This window comes from Thermomonas sp. LB-4 (assembly GCF_036409385.1).
In the GTDB taxonomy this organism is placed as follows: Bacteria; Pseudomonadota; Gammaproteobacteria; order Xanthomonadales; family Xanthomonadaceae; genus Thermomonas.
This window is the reverse complement of sequence record NZ_JAXOFT010000019.1, coordinates 12,359-29,857: the sequence shown is the minus strand read 5'-3', so window position 1 is coordinate 29,857 and position 17,499 is coordinate 12,359. Positions and strand designations below refer to the sequence as shown.

General features: G+C 70.8%; 17 protein-coding genes. 14 read left to right on the top strand and 3 right to left on the bottom strand.

From position 1 onward, the window contains the following. Positions 1-13: 13 nt before the first annotated feature. From SPK54_RS11005 to SPK54_RS10995, 3 genes are all read right to left on the bottom strand, one after another. The gene (locus SPK54_RS11005; protein ID WP_330947945.1) at positions 14-1,672 is read right to left on the bottom strand and encodes an acetolactate synthase large subunit; all 1,659 of its coding nucleotides are present in this window, start codon (positions 1,670-1,672) and stop codon (positions 14-16) included. Positions 1,673-1,675: 3 nt separating this feature from the next. Further along, the gene (locus SPK54_RS11000; protein ID WP_330947944.1) at positions 1,676-3,283 is read right to left on the bottom strand and encodes an FAD-dependent oxidoreductase; all 1,608 of its coding nucleotides are present in this window, start codon (positions 3,281-3,283) and stop codon (positions 1,676-1,678) included. A 159-nt stretch (positions 3,284-3,442) separates the two neighbouring features. Continuing rightward, positions 3,443-4,189, bottom strand: a complete 747-nt coding sequence (locus SPK54_RS10995) for a folate-binding protein (protein WP_330947943.1) — start codon at positions 4,187-4,189, stop codon at positions 3,443-3,445. 136 nt (positions 4,190-4,325) lie between these two features. Here SPK54_RS10995 and SPK54_RS10990 point away from each other — a divergent pair, with 136 nt between their 5' ends. From SPK54_RS10990 to lpxK, 14 genes are all read left to right on the top strand, one after another. Continuing rightward, positions 4,326-4,517 carry a DUF1674 domain-containing protein gene (locus tag SPK54_RS10990; protein WP_330947942.1) on the top strand — a complete coding sequence of 64 codons (192 nt, stop codon included), beginning with the start codon at positions 4,326-4,328 and terminating at the stop codon, positions 4,515-4,517. A 47-nt stretch (positions 4,518-4,564) separates the two neighbouring features. Further along, the gene (sdhC, locus tag SPK54_RS10985) at positions 4,565-4,975 is read left to right on the top strand and encodes a succinate dehydrogenase, cytochrome b556 subunit (RefSeq protein WP_330947941.1); all 411 of its coding nucleotides are present in this window, start codon (positions 4,565-4,567) and stop codon (positions 4,973-4,975) included. Beyond that, positions 4,972-5,367: a succinate dehydrogenase, hydrophobic membrane anchor protein gene (sdhD, locus tag SPK54_RS10980; protein WP_330947940.1), complete on the top strand. Its 396-nt coding sequence runs from the start codon at positions 4,972-4,974 to the stop codon at positions 5,365-5,367. Before sdhC ends, sdhD begins: the two co-directional genes overlap by 4 nt. 6 nt (positions 5,368-5,373) lie before the next feature. Then, entirely contained in the window at positions 5,374-7,161 is a 1,788-nt protein-coding gene (gene sdhA, locus SPK54_RS10975; RefSeq protein WP_330947939.1) for a succinate dehydrogenase flavoprotein subunit, read from the top strand. A gap of 83 nt (positions 7,162-7,244) precedes the next feature. Next, positions 7,245-8,027: a succinate dehydrogenase iron-sulfur subunit gene (locus SPK54_RS10970; RefSeq protein ID WP_330947938.1), complete on the top strand. Its 783-nt coding sequence runs from the start codon at positions 7,245-7,247 to the stop codon at positions 8,025-8,027. 42 nt (positions 8,028-8,069) lie between these two features. Then, positions 8,070-8,327, top strand: a complete 258-nt coding sequence (locus SPK54_RS10965) for a succinate dehydrogenase assembly factor 2 (protein ID WP_330947937.1) — start codon at positions 8,070-8,072, stop codon at positions 8,325-8,327. Continuing rightward, positions 8,278-8,730: a hypothetical protein gene (locus SPK54_RS10960; protein WP_330947936.1), complete on the top strand. Its 453-nt coding sequence runs from the start codon at positions 8,278-8,280 to the stop codon at positions 8,728-8,730. The genes SPK54_RS10965 and SPK54_RS10960 overlap by 50 nt, the downstream gene beginning before the upstream one ends. A gap of 23 nt (positions 8,731-8,753) precedes the next feature. Further along, a complete protein-coding gene (locus SPK54_RS10955) occupies positions 8,754-9,998 on the top strand; it encodes a lipoprotein-releasing ABC transporter permease subunit (protein ID WP_330947935.1) in 1,245 nt (414 codons plus the stop codon). Beyond that, the gene (gene lolD, locus SPK54_RS10950; protein WP_330947934.1) at positions 9,991-10,695 is read left to right on the top strand and encodes a lipoprotein-releasing ABC transporter ATP-binding protein LolD; all 705 of its coding nucleotides are present in this window, start codon (positions 9,991-9,993) and stop codon (positions 10,693-10,695) included. The genes SPK54_RS10955 and lolD overlap by 8 nt, the downstream gene beginning before the upstream one ends. A gap of 302 nt (positions 10,696-10,997) precedes the next feature. After that, positions 10,998-13,382: a DNA internalization-related competence protein ComEC/Rec2 gene (locus SPK54_RS10945; protein WP_330947933.1), complete on the top strand. Its 2,385-nt coding sequence runs from the start codon at positions 10,998-11,000 to the stop codon at positions 13,380-13,382. Positions 13,383-13,400: 18 nt separating this feature from the next. Then, a complete protein-coding gene (locus SPK54_RS10940) occupies positions 13,401-14,033 on the top strand; it encodes a MotA/TolQ/ExbB proton channel family protein (protein ID WP_330947932.1) in 633 nt (210 codons plus the stop codon). Between the two features lie 5 nt (positions 14,034-14,038). After that, positions 14,039-14,482: a biopolymer transporter ExbD gene (locus SPK54_RS10935; protein WP_330947931.1), complete on the top strand. Its 444-nt coding sequence runs from the start codon at positions 14,039-14,041 to the stop codon at positions 14,480-14,482. After that, on the top strand, positions 14,479-16,230 hold the full coding sequence (gene msbA, locus SPK54_RS10930; protein WP_330947930.1) for a lipid A export permease/ATP-binding protein MsbA: 1,752 nt from the start codon (positions 14,479-14,481) through the stop codon (positions 16,228-16,230). The genes SPK54_RS10935 and msbA overlap by 4 nt, the downstream gene beginning before the upstream one ends. Further along, complete coding sequence (gene lpxK, locus SPK54_RS10925; protein WP_330947929.1) at positions 16,227-17,297, top strand: tetraacyldisaccharide 4'-kinase; 1,071 nt, start codon at positions 16,227-16,229, stop codon at positions 17,295-17,297. The genes msbA and lpxK overlap by 4 nt, the downstream gene beginning before the upstream one ends. The last annotated feature ends 202 nt before the right edge of the window (positions 17,298-17,499 follow it).

The window sequence follows — 17,499 nt, the reverse complement described above, 5'->3', positions numbered from 1 at the left end:
CGGTGCGACCGGGTCAGGGCGCGATCTTGCGCTTCAACGCCCGCGCCACCGGCAGCGGCAGGTTCGGCAGCGAGTGCAGCAGCCACGGCAGCACGCGGCGCTTGGCGCCGCCCAGCGACTCCGGCACCACCGCCTCGATCAAGTGCGGGCCGGGGTGCGCCAGCGCGTACGCCAGCGCCTTGCAGAACGCCTCCGCCGTGTCCGCGCGCGCGGCGTGCACGCCCATGCCCTGCGCCAGCCGGCAGAAGTCCAGCACCGGACCATGCAGGTCGAGCTGCGCCTTGGCCTTGCTCCCCGGCGTGGCCTCGGCACCCACCCGCTCCAGCTCGACGTTGAGCACTGAATACGACGCGTTGTTGAACACGATGGTGGTGACGTCGAGGTGCTCGCGCGCCATCGTCCACAGCGCCTGCAACGTGTACATCGCGCTGCCGTCGCCGACCAGCGCGATGACCGGGCGGTCCGGGCAGGCGATGGCTGCGCCCACCGCGTTCGGCAGGCCCTGGCCGATCGCGCCGCCGGTGAGGGTGAGCAGGTCGTGGCGAGGCGCGCCTGCGGTCATCGCGCCCAGCAACAGGCCGGAGGTGATCGCCTCGTCGACGACGATGGCCCGCTCCGGCAGCAGGTGCCCCACGGCCTTGCAGACCTTGGCGGCGGTCAGGCGGCCGCGCGGGCGCGACGGGCGCGTGGCCGGCTGCAGCGCGGGCACGGCCTGCACGGCGCCCAGCGCGCCGGCGAGTTTCTCCAGGCTTGCCGTCGCATCCTGCGCCGGCGTCGCCAGCACATGCACGGTGCAACCTTCCGGAACCAGCTCGCTGGCCTTGCCGGGATAGGCGAAGAACGACACCGGCGGTTTGGCATCCACCAGCACCAGGTGTTCGATGCCGGTGAGCTGCAGCGTGGCCAGTTCCGCCAGATAGGCGATGCGCTCCACCGCAGGCAACCCGGCGCCGCGTTCCAACCGGGTCGGGAAGACTTCGCAGAACAGCTTCACCCCGCACTGGCTGGCGATGCGCGCGGCGGCCAGCAGCGCCGGTTCGCGCAGCGCCTGCCCCCCCAACAGCAGGGCGGTCTTGCCACCACCCTGGACGGCACCCGCGATGGCGGCAACGGTGGCGTCGTCGGCAGGCAGCGGCGCGGGCGGCGGCGGAGGCGGGCAGGGCATGGCGCCTTCGCCCCAGCTGACGTCGGCAGGCAGGATCAGCGTGGCCACCTGGCCCGGCAGGCCGCGTGCGGCCCGGATCGCGTCTGCGGCATCGGTGCAAAGTGCCGGCGTACTTTGCGAAGTGCGCACGAAACCGGGCGAGACGTTGCGCGCCACCGTCTCGATGTCGGACTGCAATTGCGCGTCGAACGGCACGTGGTAGGTGGCATGGTCGCCCACGATGGTCACCACCGGCACCTTGCCCTTGCGCGCGTTGTGCAGGTTGGCGAGGCCATTGCCAAGCCCGCAGCCCAGGTGCAGCAGGGTGGCGGCCGGCTTGCCGGCCATCCGCGCATAGCCGTCGGCCGCGCCGGTGGCCACGCCCTCGAACAGCGCCAGCACCGCGCGCATGCGCGGTTCGGAATCCAGCGCCGCGACGAAGTGCATCTCGCTGGTGCCGGGGTTGGAGAAGCAGACTTCGATGCCGGCGTCGGCCAGCGTTTTCATCAGGGCTTGCGCGCCGTTCATGGCTCAGGCTCCGGTGGCGATGGAGCGCGCGGCGGCGCGCGCGGTGAGGATGCAGCCGGGCAGGAAGGTGCCCTCCAGCGAACGCCTGCCGCAGGCGCCGCCGCCGCCGAAGCCGGCCGCTTCGCCCACGCAGTACAGGCCTGGGATCGGCGCACCGACGGCGTCCAGCACGCGCGAACGCAGGTCGGTGCGCAGCCCGCCCAGGCTCTTGCGGGTGATCAGCTGCATGTGGATGGCGATGAACGGCCCGGCGCCGGGCTGCTGCAGCGGCGCGGGCTTGCAGGTGCGCAGGCGGTCCGGCCCCCACTGGCGCGCGTGCAGGATGCGGCGGATCTGCAGGTCGTTTTCGGGATTGGCACCCGCGGCGAAATTCGCGTCGAAGGCATCGGCGGTGGCCTGCAGCGTGGCCGGATCGACGTCGTGCGAGCAGGTCAGGGCGTTCATCCGGTCCGCCAGCCCGGCCAGCGTGTCGTCGACCAGGAAGTGCGCGCTCTCGCGCTGCATCTGCCGCACCAGCCGATGGTTGCCCAGCAGCGTCTCCTTGAGGAAGCGCAGGAACTGCCTGTCGCGGATGCGTGGGTTGTGCTCCGCGCCGGAGATCGCGAACTCCTTTGCCGCGATGCGCCAGTTCAGCAGGTGCCAGGTCCACGGCTTTTCCTGCTCGGCCACGCGCTGGCACAGCCAATGCGTGTCGAAGCCGGTCACCAGCGGTTCCGGGCCGATGCGCCGGCCGGCGTGATCCAGCCACAGCGCCGATTTGCACGGGATCGCCGACAGCCCGTGACCGTCGAAATGCGGGAACGGATGCGGGAAGCCGGCGGCGTAGTTCCACATCTCGCCGGCGCGGACCAGCTGCGCGCCCAGTCCTTCGGCGGCGTGGTGCATGCGGCCGTCGGCGTAGGGGTGCGCACCGTTGAGCATCGACGCAGGCATCGGTCGATCCGCCGGCCAGTTGCGGCGCGCCTCCTCGTGGCCCCCGTTGATGCCGCCGGTCGCCAGCACCACGACGGCCGCGTCGATGCGGACCTCATTGCCGGTGGCTTCATCGACCGCCATCGCGCCGGTCATGCGGCCATCGGCGGTTTCCAGCGCGGTGACGCGGTGACGATGCAGCAAGGTGAGCTTGCCACCCGCGCCGGCATCATGCAGCGCCGCGATCATCCGCCGGGTCAGCTCACGCGAGGTGCCCCAGACGACGTGGTAGCGCGGCACCGAATTGCCTTCGCCATCGCGGCCGCGCTCCACCCAGTTCACCGCCGGCATGAACGTGATGCCGTGCGCCAGCAGCCAGTCGTGCACGTCGGGGCGCGAACGCTCGACGTAGTGGCGCGCCCACTGCACGGCGTGCGTGTCCTGCGGGTCGAGTTCGCCGAAGCGCATCCAGTCGTGCAGTGCGATCTCGGGCGTGTCGATGATCTTGCGGCGCGCCTGCAAAGGCGTACCCACCAGCGCCATGCCGCCGAACGCCCATAGCGCCAGCCCCCCGAAGCGCGCCGGGGTGTCGTGGTCCACCAGCACCACACGCTGGCCGGCGCGCAGCGCTTCCAGCGCCGTCACGATGCCGGCAAGGCCGCCGCCGACGACCAGCACATCGGATTTCAACAATGCCATGCGGCTCTCCCCCCGGATGCCAGGGCCGCGTGCCGGTGGCCGCGGCCGCCGCCACCATAGCGGTTCGGGCGGGGAATTGGCGACGCGGTGACTGCCCGCGCGCGGCGTGCGGTGCCGCAGGCGGAGACCCACGGCCGCGACCGGGAAGTCGCCGGAGGGTCAGCGCGCCAGGCCGTCCAGCAGCGGGCGCCGATGCAGCGGCAGGCCGGCCGCGGAAATGTCGGTACCCGCATGCTCCAGCGGCACCACCGCCAGCGACAGGTTGCCGGCGCTGGCGATGAGGGTGCCGATGCCGCGACCGTCTTCGCTCACCTCGCTGCCCACGGGCAGGGGCGCCTCGCTTTCGAACAGGCCAAGACCGCGCTTGGCCTGGCCGAGGAAATGGGTGCGGGCGACGATTTCCTGGCCCGGGTAGCAGCCCTTGCTGACGCTGAAGGCGCGAAGCCGCTCCAGCGACAGCTGCTGCGGCGTCCACTGGCCGGCCTGCGAGGCCGGCAGGCGGGGCAGCCCATGGGCGAGGTCGAACGCATCCCAGTGGGCACAGGCGCCGGTGTCGTCGGGGGCGGCGATAGGGCCGATGCGCAGGCTTCGCGGCGCGTCTTCGCCGCCCATGTCCAGCTCGATCCAGCCTTCCCCGAGTGGGGCGAAGCGGTTCCCCGCCGCGTGCGACGGCGCCGAGAACCGGCCTGCTACTGAAACGTCCTTCGGACTCAGCGTGACCTTGCTGCGGAACACATAGCGCTGCAGTTGCGCGGCCAGCTCGGCCGGGTCTGCATCGGGCAGCAGCAGCCACAGGGTTTCCGCGTCCAGCCGCAGCAGCGCAAACAGCGCGGTCACGCGCCCCTTCGCGGTCAGCCAGCCGTTCCACTGCCAGTGGCCATCGGGCAGCGCGGCCACGTCGTTCATGCACTGCGCCTGCGCGAATGCGATTGCATCGCGTCCGCATATGGACAGCAGGCGATGGCCGGGCAGCCGGAATTCGTGATCTGGCGCGGGTCGTGGCTTGTCGTGCATCGGTTGCGGGGCGTAAACTGAGCGGGTTGTGAATACGTCGATCATAGGCCAAACCAGCCCCGCACCCGAGTCCGCGCCTGCCCAGGCCGCGCCCGGAACGCTCCCGCCGCCGCCGGTTCCGGACGTTCAGCCCGTCGCCGAAGAGCATGGCGGACGCGGTGGTCTGGATCCCACCCGTTACGGGGACTGGGAAAAGAACGGCCGCTGCATCGACTTCTGATCCACCGCCACGCGGCGCAAGCCGCCCAGCCCGGAGAAAGCACCCCCATGGCTGCTCCAGAACCTCGCGTCCGCGAACGTCCGCTGTCACCGCACCTGCAGGTCTACCGCTGGCAGGTACAGATGGTGACGTCGATCCTGCACCGCGCCACCGGCGTGATCCTCTCCGTCGGCGCGCTGGCCCTGGTCTATGGGCTGCTGGCGCTGGCCGGCGGACCCGCGCGCTGGAATGCATTCGCCCTCTGCCTCGCTTCGCCGCTGGGCAAGCTGCTGATGTTCGGTTTCAGCTGGGCGCTGGCCTACCACCTCATCAACGGCATCCGCCACCTGCTGCAGGACGGGGGGCTGGGTTTCTCGATCCCGGACTTCATCCGCAGCAGCTGGATCTCGATCATCGGCAGCGTGGTGTTGACCGTGCTGGCCTGGGGCATGGTGCTGACGCGCTGGGGGCAGGCATGAACGGAAACGCGAAGGATCTGCGCACGCCGCTGAAGCGCGCGTACGGCTTGGGCTCGGCGAAGGATGGCACCCACCATTTCATCTGGCAGCGCATCACCGCCGTGGCCACCGGACTGTCCGGGCTGTGGCTGCTGGGCATGCTGCTGAGCATGCGCACCGCCGAATACGCATTCGTGCACGGGCTGGTGGCCGATCCGGTCAACGCCACCGCGCTGATCGCCTTCCTGATCGGCATTTTCTGGCACGCCAAGCTCGGCCTGCAGGTGATCGTCGAGGATTACATCCATGCGCCGCTGGCCGGCGCCGTCGCCCACCTCGCCATCCTTTTCATCTGCGCGCTGGCGGCCATTGCCAGCGTGCTCGCGGTGCTGCGCATCGCGCTCGGGAGCTGATCCGCGATGTCCGCCTACAAGATCCAGGAACACAAGTTCGACATGATCGTGGTCGGGGCCGGCGGCGCCGGCCTGCGCGCCACCTTCGGCCTGGCCCAGAAGGGCCTGCAGACTGCCTGCATCAGCAAGGTCTTCCCGACCCGCAGCCACACCGTGGCGGCGCAGGGCGGCATTTCGGCCGCGCTGGGCAACATGGGCGAGGACGACTGGCGCTTCCACTTCTACGACACCATCAAGGGGTCGGACTGGCTGGGCGACCAGGACGCGATCGAATACATGTGCCGCGAGGCGATCCCGGCGATCATCGAGCTGGAGCACCAGGGCGTGCCGTTCAGCCGCACCGAGGATGGCAAGATCTACCAGCGTCCGTTCGGTGGCATGACCACGCACTACGGCAAGGGCACCGCGCAGCGCACCTGCGCCGCCGCCGACCGCACCGGCCACGCGATCCTGCACACCCTGTACCAGCAGGCGCTGGCGCACGACGCGCGCTTCTTCATCGAATACTTCGCGCTCGACCTGATCATGGACGAAGAGGGCGTGTGCCGCGGCGTGCTGGCGCTGGACATGGCCGAGGGCACGCTGCACCTGTTCCGCGCCCAGGGCGTGGTGCTGGCCACCGGCGGCTACGGCCGCGCGTATTTCTCCGCGACCTCGGCGCACACCTGCACCGGCGACGGCGGCGGCATGGCCCTGCGCGCCGGGCTGGGCCTGCAGGACATGGAGTTCGTGCAGTTCCATCCCACCGGCATCTACGGCGCCGGCTGCCTGATCACCGAGGGCGTGCGCGGCGAAGGCGGCATCCTGCGCAACAGCAACGGCGAGCGCTTCATGGAACGCTACGCGCCGAACGCCAAGGACCTGGCCTCGCGCGACGTGGTGTCGCGCTCGATGACCATCGAGATCCGCGAAGGCCGCGGCGTGGGCGAGCACAAGGACCACATCTTCCTCGACCTGACCCACCTCAACCCGGCCGACATCCACGAGAAGCTGCCGGGCATCGCCGAGAGCGCGCGCATCTTCGCCGGCGTGGACGTGGAGAAGCAGCCGATCCCGGTGATCCCGACCGTGCACTACAACATGGGCGGCATCCCGACCAACTACCACGGCGAAGTGGTGCAGCTCGCCGGCGGCAACCCCGATGCCGTGGTGCCGGGCCTGTACGCGATCGGCGAGGCCGCCTGCGTGTCGGTGCACGGCGCCAACCGCCTGGGCTCGAACTCGCTGCTCGACCTGGTGGTGTTCGGCCGCGCGGTGGCGAACCGCTGCGCGGAGACCATCAAGCCGGGCGCGCCGCACAAGGAGCTGGCCGGTGACGCCTGCGACCGGTCGCTGGCCAACCTCGACAAGCTGCGCAACGCCCACGGCGACACCCCGACGGCGGTGATCCGCAACAACATGCAGCGCGCGATGCAGCGCGATGCCGCGGTGTTCCGCACCGGCGAGACCCTGGCCGAGGGCGTCAAGGCAATCAGCGACATCCATGCCAGCTTCGCCGACGTCAAGGTGGCCGACCGCTCGCTGGTCTGGAACTCGGACCTGGTGGAAACGCTGGAGCTGCAGAACCTGCTGGGCCAGGCGCTGGTGACCATCGTCTCCGCCGAGAACCGCAAGGAATCGCGCGGCGCCCACGCCCGCGAGGACTTCCCGGAGCGCGACGACGACAACTGGCACAAGCACACCATCTGCTGGGCCGACGACGCGGGCAACACCCGCATCGACTACAGGCCGGTGCACATGTACACGCTCAGCAGCGACGTCGAAGTGGTGCCGCCGAAGAAGCGCGTCTACTGACCCTGTAGGGGCGGCCGCGGCCGCCACCGCAAGCAAACCGAGCGTCGCGCCTTGGGCGCGCCTACGAAGCAGGAATCCAGCAAATGGCCGAATTCAACCTCCCGAAGAACTCCCGGATCCAGAAGGGCAAGCACTTCCCGGCGCAGGGCGCCAAGCAGCCGCGCACCTTCAAGATCTACCGCTGGAATCCCGATGACGGCCTGAACCCGCGCACCGACACCTACGAGGTGGACATGGCGGCGTGCGGGCCGATGGTGCTGGACGCGCTGATCAAGATCAAGAACGAGATCGACCCGACCCTGACCTTCCGGCGTTCGTGCCGCGAGGGCATCTGCGGTTCGTGCGCCATGAACATCGACGGCACCAACACGCTGGCCTGCATCTGCGCGACCGACAGCGTGAAGGGCGGCGAGGTGGCAATCTACCCGCTGCCGCACATGCCGGTGGTCAAGGACCTGGTGCCGGACCTGACCCACTTCTACGCCCAGCACGCCAGCATCCGCCCGTGGCTGCGCACGCAGACGCCGGCGCCGACGGATCGCGAGCGCCTGCAGAGCAAGGAAGACCGCGCCAAGCTGGACGGCCTGTACGAGTGCATCCTGTGCGCCTGCTGCAGCACGGCCTGCCCCAGCTACTGGTGGAACGGCGACCGCTACCTCGGCCCGGCGATCCTGCTGCAGGCCTACCGCTGGATCGTGGACAGCCGCGACGAGGACACCGGCGCCCGCCTGGATGACCTCGAGGATCCGTTCAAGCTCTACCGCTGCCACACCATCATGAACTGCGCGCGGACCTGCCCGAAGGGCCTGAATCCCGCCAAGGCGATCGCCGAGATCAAGAAGCTGATGCTGGCGCGCAAGGCCTGATGGAAGCTCGCCCATCCGCAACTGCGGAAGGGCGTTCGCCGCATGGACAATCTTGACGACGACACCGAACTGAAGAAGCTGCGCTGGCGCTGCCGGCGCGGCATGCGCGAACTCGACCAGCTGCTGGAACGCTGGCTGGATCGCGCCTGGCGCCAAAGTCCGACCGGCGAGCGCGCCGTTTTCCTGCGGCTGCTGGACACCGAAGACGACAGACTCTGGCGCTGGTTCCTTGGCCATGAGGTGCCCGGCGATGTCGAAATCGCGGCGCTCATCGAACGCATCCGCGCCCTGCCGGCTTGACCCGGCGCCCTCGCGCTGGCTGACCGCCGCGCTGCTCGCACTGGCGCTGCTGGCGCCGCTCTCGCTGCTCGCCTCCGACCTGCCCGCCGTCGTGGCCCTGCCGTTGGCGCTGCTGGCTGGCATCCGGGGCGTCCGCGAGCTGCGCCGGCATGCGCGGCAGCCGCCGCGTGCGCTGGTGGTTCCGGCCGGTGCCGGCGTAGCCCGCTGCGACGAAGTGCCCATGGCGTCGCTGCACGTGCGCTGGCGCGGACCGCTCGCCTTCCTGCGCTGGCGCGATCCCGACGGACGGGTCCAGCGCCTGGTGTTCTGGCCGGATACCCTGCCGGCCGCCGCCCGGCGTGAACTGAAGCTGGCGATGCACAAACGCGAGGCTGCCGGTGGCGGCGCATCGATGGCAGGATAGGCGGTCACTGCAAAGGGCCTTCGATGTTCAAACCCATCCCCGTCGCCATCGGCCTGCGCTACCTGCGCGCCAAGCGCCGCAACGGCTTCATCTCGTTCATCTCGCTGGCCTCGATCCTTGGCATCGCGCTGGGCGTCACCGCGCTGATCACCACGCTGGCGGTGATGAGCGGGTTCCAGAAGGAAATCCGCGACCGCATGCTGGGCATGGCCGCGCACGCCACCGTCAGCGGTTATGGGGAGCCGCTGCAGGACTGGCGGCATGCGGTGCAGGTGGCGATGGCCGATGCCCGCGTGGCCGGCGCCGCGCCCTACATCGAGAAGGAAGCGCTCATCTCCGGCGCCAACAACCAGCCGGCGATGCTGCGCGCGGTGGATCCGGCGCAGGAAGGCAAGGTGTCGGAACTGCCCGACAAGATGGTGCAGGGCAGGATCGCCGACCTGGCGCCCGGCAGCTTCAACATCGTGCTGGGCAAGGAACTGGCGATCTGGCTCGGGGTGGGCGTGGGCGACGACGTCATCGTCACTTTGGCCGAGTTCCGCAGCACACCCGTCGGCGGCGTGCAGACCATGAAGCGGTTCAAGGTCAGCGGCATCTTCGAGGCCGGCTACAACGAATTCGACAAGGGCCTGGCGGTGGTCAACCTGTCCGACCTGCAGCGGGTGCTGCGGATGGGCGATGGGGTCACCGGGGTACGCCTGAAGCTGCACGACATGGACCGGGCGTTCGAGGTGGCCCGCGACCTGGCGCTCACGCTCAAGGGCCCGTACCGGGTCAGCGACTGGACCCAGGACAACGCCAACCTGTTCCGCGCGCTGAAGATGGAGAAGACGGTGATGGCCATCCTGCTGTCGCTGATCGTGGCGATGGGCGCCTTCAACCTGGTGTCCTCGCAGGTGATGCTGGTGACCGACAAGCAGGCCGACATCGCCATCCTGCGCACGCTGGGCCTGACCCCGGGGCAGGTCATGCGCACCTTCATGGTGCAGGGCGGCCTGATCGGCCTCATCGGTACCTTGGCGGGCGTGATCGGCGGGGTCGCGTTGACCTTCAACCTCAACCGCATCCTGCAGAGCATCGAACAGGTTTTTGGCGTGCAGCTGCTGCCGGAAGACGTGTACTACATCACCGGCCTGCCCACCGACATGCAGCCGGGCGACGTCGTCGCGATTGTCTGCGCGGCGCTGCTGATGGCGTTCCTGGCCACCCTGTATCCCGCCTGGCGCGCCTCGCGCACGGCCCCGGCGGAGGCGCTGCGCTATGAATGAGCCGATGCAGGACGTCATCCGCGCCGAGCGCCTTGGCAAGACCTACGCCGAAGGCAAGCTGCACACGCCGGTCTTCGACGGGCTGGACTTCGCCGTGCAGGCGGGCGAAACCGTGGCCATCCTCGGCGCGTCCGGCGCCGGCAAGAGCACCCTGCTGCACCTGCTGGGCGGGCTGGACGTGCCCAGCGCGGGCGAGGTGTATGTCGCCGGCCAGAAGATGAGCGCGCTGTCCGACGCCGCCCGCGGCCGCCTGCGCAACCGCGCGCTGGGCTTCGTCTACCAGTTCCACCACCTGCTGCCGGAGTTCACCGCGCTGGAGAACGTGATGATGCCGGTGCTGCTGGCCGGCGGGTCCACCGCGGAAGCGCAGCGGCGCGCGCAGGTGCTGCTGGAGTCGGTGGGGCTGGGGCATCGGCTGGCCCACAAGCCGGGCGAATTGTCCGGCGGCGAACGCCAGCGCGCCGCCGTCGCACGCGCGCTGGTCAACAACCCCGCCTGCGTGCTCGGCGACGAGCCCACCGGCAACCTCGACGAGAAGACCGCGGCCGTCGTGTTCGAGCAGATGCTGGCGCTCAACCGCGCGCAGGCCACCAGCCTGGTGCTGGTGACCCACGACCGCCGCCTCGCGCGCCGGCTGGATCGGGTGATGGAACTGCGCGAGGGGCGGCTGCACGCGCTGGCCAAGGCGGACGTTTGACCGCGCCGCTTTTCGAGCTGCCCGGCGGGTTGCCGGCGCTTGATGCAGGTTGCCGATTGGTGCTCGGCGCGGTGCAGGTCGAATCCGCGGGGCGAGGCGTTGCGGCGCGACAAGTCGCCCGGGGCGTTGCGGGGTCCGGTCGCAGTCCCCCGCCTGCTGCGCTGCAGGCCGTGTTCTGACAGCCGTGGAACGGGCTGAAACCCGACCCTGAGGCGCGGCCTGCGCCGACTGGCAGGGCGGGCCCCGGTCGCCACCCTGTGGGCATGGCGGCCATCCTTCGATTCCCGCGAATGCATCTGGCGGTGGCGTCATTCCGCGGCACTGCCGCGCCGGTGTTCCCGCTGTTCGGTCCCGCCTGTGCAGCCGCGCTGTTGGCCGGCGTTACCGCTTGCCTGTTATTGCCGGTGCTGCCGCCACGCTGGCTGTCGGGGTTGCTGCTGGTCGCCATGATTCCGCTGCTGCGCGCCGCGCCTTCGCGCCCGCTGGGCATGCTCCTGGCCGGGCTGGCGTTGGCCGGCTGGCAGGCCGGCGCCGCGCTGGATGCGCAGTTGCCGCGGGCCCTGCAGGGCGCGGTGCTCACGGTTGAGGGACGCATCGTCGAACTGCCGGTACACGAGCCGCGCCGAACCCGCTTCCGCTTCATCGTCGATGACGTGGCGACGCAGCCCGCCGCGCTGCGCGGCCGCACCCTCCAGCTGGCGTGGTATGACGAGGAGCCGCAGCCACGCGCGCGCCTGCAGGCGGGCAGCCGCTGGCAATTCCCGCTGCGCCTGCGCGCCCCGCGCGGCCTGCGCAATCCGGGCGGCGGGGACGCGGAAAAGTTCGCGCTGGCGGCGCGGCTGGCCGCCACCGGCTTCGTGCTGGAGCCCGCGCTGGCCGTGCGGTTGGCGGCACCATCCGGGATCGACGCATGGCGCGAAGCGATGAGCGCACGTATCGCCGCGGCGGTTCCCGGCGCTTCTTCGCGCTATGTGCGCGCGCTGGCCCTGGGCGATACCCGCGCGCTGGACGATGCCGACTGGGCGCGGCTGCGCGCCGCCGGGCTGACTCACCTGATCGCGATTTCCGGCTTCCACGTCGGGCTGGTGGCCGGGTTCTGCGCGCTGTGCGCGGCGGCCCTGTGGTGGCTGTGGCCGCCGCTGGGGCGCTGGTTGCCGCGTCCGTTCGCGGCTGGCGCCGGCGCGCTGCTGGGTGCGTTCGGCTACGCGCTGCTGACCGGCATGGCAGTGCCGACCCTGCGCACCGCGGTGATGATCGCGGCGCTGGTGGCCGCGCGCTGGCTGCGGCGCCGCCTGCGGCTGGTCGATACGCTGGCGCTGGGCTGCAGCGTGCTGCTCCTGCTCGACCCGCTGGCGGTGCTGGGGGCCGGTTTCTGGCTCAGCTTCGCCGGCGTCGCCTGGTTGCTGTGGTGCCTGCCGGAGGCCGGCGGCAAAGGGCCGCGTGCGGTCGCAGGAGGCTTCATCGCCGCGCAGGCGGTGGCCAGCCTCGGGTTGCTGCCGCTCACCGTGCTGCTGTTCGGGCAGGCCTCTTTCGCCGGCCCCGTCGCCAACCTGGCCGCGGTGCCGTGGTGGAGCCTGGTGGTGGTGCCGCTGGCGCTGCTGGGCGTGCTTGCCGACACCTTGCATGCCGGTTTCGGGCAGTGGTGCTGGCAGGGGGCAGCATGGTGCTTCGACCTGCTGTGGCCGCTGCTGGCGCGTATCGCCGACAGCCCGTTGGCGATGGCCTGGCTGCCGGCGCCGCGCTGGCATGCGCTGCCGCTGGCGCTGCTGTCCGCATTCTGGCTGCTGCTGCCACGCGGCCTGCCGGGGCGCGGGCTGGCGTTGCTGCTGTGGTTGCCTCTGCTGTATCCGCCGCGGGAGCTGCCGGCGCCGGGCGAGGTGGAGCTGACGGTGATCGACGTGGGGCAGGGATTGTCGATGCTGGTGCGCACCGCCCACCACAGCCTGCTGTACGACATGGGGCCGGCGATCCCGGAGGGTTTCGATGCCGGCGAGCGCGCGGTGATTCCGGCGCTGCACGCGCTGGGCGTCAGGCGGCTGGATCTGGCCGTGGTCAGTCATGGCGACAACGACCACGCCGGCGGCCTTGGGGCGGTGGCAGCGGCGTTCCCGATGCCGCTGGTGCTGGCGCCACGCGGCAGCCCGGTGGCCGGCAATCGCGACTGCCGGGCCGGGCTGGCCTGGGAATGGGATGGTGTGCGCTTCCGCGTCCTGCATCCGGGTAGAGATTTCCCTTATCTGGGCAACGAGGCGGCTTGCGTGCTGCGCATCGAGAGCGCCCATGGCAGCGCATTGCTGGCCGGCGACATTGGTCACTACGTCGAGCGGAAGCTGCTGGCCGAAGCCGGCGCGGAACTGCGCAGCGACGTGGTGCTGGTACCGCACCACGGCAGCGACGGCTCTTCCGATCCCGGCTTCGTGGCGGCGACCGGGGCGAAACTGGCGCTGGTGTCGTCGGGTGCCGACAACCGCTTCCGCCATCCGCGCCCGCCGGTGGTGCGACGCTGGTGCGATGCCGGGGCCGAGGTGCTGGACAGCGCCCGCTCCGGAGCGATCCGGGTCTGGCTGGGCCGGGATGGCCTGCGGCTGCGCGAGCAGCGTGCGTTCCAGCCGCGGCTGTGGGACGCGGTGCGCAGGCGCGGGGAAACGGCTGGGCTATGCTACGCGCCGGAGTTTTCGCGGCCATGACGGCCGGAAGGATGATGCGTGCTGGAACTCGTCAAGGCCGGAGGCTGGCCGATGATCCCGCTGCTGCTGCTGACCGTGGCGGCGCTGGCCATCATCGTCGAACGGTTCTGGAGCCTGCGCCGCGAGCGCGTGCTGCCGCCTGGCCTCGGCGATGAGGTGCGCGCCTGGGTGGCGCGCGGCAAGCCGCTGGAGCCGGCGCATATCGAGTCGCTGCGCGCCACGGCGCCGCTGGGTGCGCTGCTGGCGGCCGAGCTGGACGTGCGCCACCGCGGCCGCGAGGTGATCCGCGAGCGGGTGGAGGACGTCGGCCGCCACCTGGTCCACCGGATGGAACGCTTCCTCAATGCGCTTGGCACCATCGCCGCCGCCGGCCCGCTGCTGGGCCTGTTCGGCACCGTGGTCGGGATGATCGAAATGTTCCTCGGCATCCTCGACCATGGCCTGGGCGATGCCGGCCAGCTGGCCGGCGGCATCGGCAAGGCGCTGATCTGCACCGCCACCGGCATGGTGGTGGCGATCCCGGCGCTGGCCTTCCACCGCTATTTCCGCGGCCGCATCGCCGGCTACATCGTCGACATGGAGCACGAGGCCATGCGCCTGCAGGACGTGCTGGACGAAGCGAGCGGGGCCGGCCGCGGCCGCCAGGACTGAGGCCGATGCGGATCGCCGACCGACGCGACGACGACATCCCCGAGATCAACCTGGTGCCGCTGATCGACGTGGTGCTGTGCCTGCTGATCTTCTTCGTCGTCACCACCACCTTCGACGCGCGTTCGGTGCTCAAGCTCGAGCTGCCGCGTGCCGACGGCCAGCCCGTCGAAGCGCAGGCGCAGCCGCTGGGCATCCTGATCAATGCCGACGGGCGCTATTTCGTCGGCGACCGCGAGGTGCTGCGCACCGACGTGGACTCGCTGAAGCAGGCGCTGCGTGACGTCGCCGGCGACGACCGCCAGCGCGTGGTGCTGATCCGCGCCGATGCGCGCACGCCCTGGCAGGCGGTGGTGACCGCCTACGAGGCGCTGGCCCAGCTGGGCTTCCGCAAGGTGGCCAATGCCACCACCCCGGCCGCGGCCGGGGCGCGCAAGGACAAGGGCGCATGAGTGAAGCCGCGTCTCCGTGGGCGATCTACCGTCGGCTTCGCGGCCTGGCCACGCCCTACCGCGGGGTGCTGCTGGTGGCGCTGCTCGGGCTGGCGCTGGAGGGCGCCGCCGCCGGTGCGTTCGGGCTGCTGACCAAACCCATGGTCGACGAGACCTTCGTCGCCCGCAACCAGGACTACGGCCTGCTGCTGCCGCTGGCCATCATCGGCATCTTCGTCGTGCGCGGCGTGGCGGGTTACGCCACCGACCTGTACATGGCCCGGGCGGCGCGCGGCATCGCCCGCGACATGCGGGTCAACGCGCTGGACAAATACCTGCGGCTGCCGGGCCTGCGCTTCGACGCCGAGCCGGTGCCGTCGATGCTGGTGCGGCTGGGCTCCGACAGCGACCAGGTCGCGCAGGCGGTGGTGGATTCCGCCAAGGTCATGCTGCAGCAGTCGCTGCAGGTGGTGGCGATGCTGGCGGTCATGCTGTACGCCAGCTGGCGGGTGACGCTGGCGGTCTTGCTGCTGGGCCCGCTGATCGCGTGGATGATGGACAAGGTGGGACGGCGCTATCGCCGCTTCGGCCACCGCGTGCAGGAGACCTCGGCGCAGATGATGCTGGCCGCCGACCAGGCCCTGTCCAACCAGCAGGAAGTGAAAGTCTACGGTGCCCGCACCGCCGAGCTGCAGCGCTATACCGAACTGGCCAACCACAACCTGCGCCTGAGCCTGAAGGTCGAGGCCACCCGCAGCATTTCATCCGCCGTGGTGCAGCTCACCGGCGCGGTGGGCCTGGCCGTGCTGCTGTTCTTCGCCGGCCGCGAGGCGCTGGAGGGGCGGCTGACCGCAGGCGGCTTCGTGCAGCTGATGATCGCGATGCTGGCCATCATCCCCGCGCTCAAGCAGCTCACCAACGTGCAGGGCATGCTCCAGCGCGGCGTGGCTTCCGCCGAACGCCTGTTCTCGGTGCTGGATGCCAGCGACGAGATCGATGCTGGCACGCGCCCGCTGGCGCGCGCGCGCGGACTGATCGAGTTCCGCGATGTCCGTCTGGCTTATCCGGACCAGCCGCGGCCGGCGTTGGACCGGATCAGTTTCACCGCGCGCCCGGGCACGGTGACCGCCATCGTGGGCCGTTCCGGCAGCGGCAAATCCACGCTGGTCAAACTCATTCCGCGCTTCTACGAGCCGGACGGCGGGCAGATCCTGCTGGACGGCCATCCGCTGGCGGACTATCCGCTGGCCGACCTGCGCCGGCAGCTGGCGATGGTGGGCCAGCAGGTGATGTTGTTCGACGGCACCGTCGCCGCCAACGTCGCCTATGGCGAGTTGGGCGGCGCGCCGGAGGCGGGCGTAATGCGGGCGCTGCGCGATGCCAACGCGATGGAATTCGTCGAACGCCTGCCCGGCGGCATGCAGGCGCAGATCGGCGTCAAGGGCGGCAAGCTGTCCGGCGGCCAGCGCCAGCGCCTGGCGATCGCCCGCGCGATGCTGAAGGATGCGCCGATCCTCATCCTCGACGAGGCCACCGCCGCGCTCGACAATGCGTCCGAGCGGCTGGTCCAGGAAGCGCTGGCGCAGCTCATCCCGGATCGCACCACGCTGGTCATCGCCCATCGCCTGTCCACGGTGGAGCATGCCGACCAGATCCTGGTGCTGGACGAAGGCCGGCTGGTGGAGCAGGGCACCCATGCCGGATTGCTGGCGCAGGGCGGGGTGTACGCCCAGCTGCACGCCGCGCAGTTCCGGGAGAGCGGGGCTTGAGCCGTTCGCGGTTGCCGCAGACGCCCGCGTGGTGGTTCGACGGTAGCACCCCGCCGCTGTGGGCGCGCGCGCTCGCGCCGCTGTACGCCGGTGCGGTGGCGCTGCGCCGGCTGGCCTATCGCCGCGGGCTGCTGCGGCCCCGGGATGCCGGCGTGCCGGTGGTGGTGGTGGGCAATCTGGTCGCCGGTGGCAGCGGCAAGACGCCGCTGGTGCTCGCCCTCGTGGAACGCCTGCGTGCGGCGGGGTGGACGCCGGGCGTGGCCAGCCGCGGCTACGGGCGCGAGGATGCGTCGACGCCCCGCTGGGCGGAGGCAGGCATGGATCCGTCGCTGTGCGGCGATGAGCCGCTGCTGATCGCCCGCGCCAGCGGGGTGCCGGTGCGGGTGGACCGTGACCGCGTGGCTGCTGCCCGCGCGCTGGCCGCGGCCGGCTGCGACATCGTGGTCTGCGACGACGGCCTGCAGCACTACCGGCTGGCGCGCGAGGTCGAGATCGAAGTGCAGGACGCGCGCCGCCGATACGGCAACGGCCTGCTGCTGCCGGCCGGCCCGTTGCGCGAGCCGTTGGAGCGCGCAGCGGACTGCACGCTGCGCGTGCTCAATTTTGGCGCCGAACCGGGAGCCCAGGCGTGGGCATCGGACTCGGAGCCGAAGGCGCACACGCGGACCTGCAGTCACCAGCCCGCGCACGCCGCCACCGACGAATGGCCGATGCGCCTCGGCATCGGCAGCCTGCGCCCGCTCGCAGGCGGTCGCAGCCTGGCGCTGGCGGCGTTCGCCGGCCAGCGCGTGCATGCGGTGGCCGGCATCGGCGAACCGGAACGCTTTTTTTCGATGCTGCGTGATGCCGGCATCGGCGTTGTGCCGCATGCCTTCCCCGATCATCACGCCTATGTGCCTGCGGATTTCGATTTCGGCAGCGCGCTGCCGGTGCTGATGACCGAGAAGGACGCGGTGAAGTGCGCGGCATTTGCGCGGCCTGGCTGGCACGCGGTGCCGGTGACCGCCCAGCTGCCGGCGGGATTCTGGCAGGCGCTTCTGGAGCGGCTCCCCGCGCGCGATGCCTGAACCGCTGCTGCCGCTTCGGCTTCGGTGCAAGCGCGCAGCCGGTCCGGCCTGCATCACGGCCGCACGCTGCGTCACGCCGGCCTGCGCCCACTGTCCGCGATGGATTTCCCGGAAGGGGCTCTCATCGGCGGACGTGGGCGTATGGCGGCCGGCTGGCTTCCCGCCGTGAATGTCGCCGACGCCTGCCTTCGGGCGCTGACGG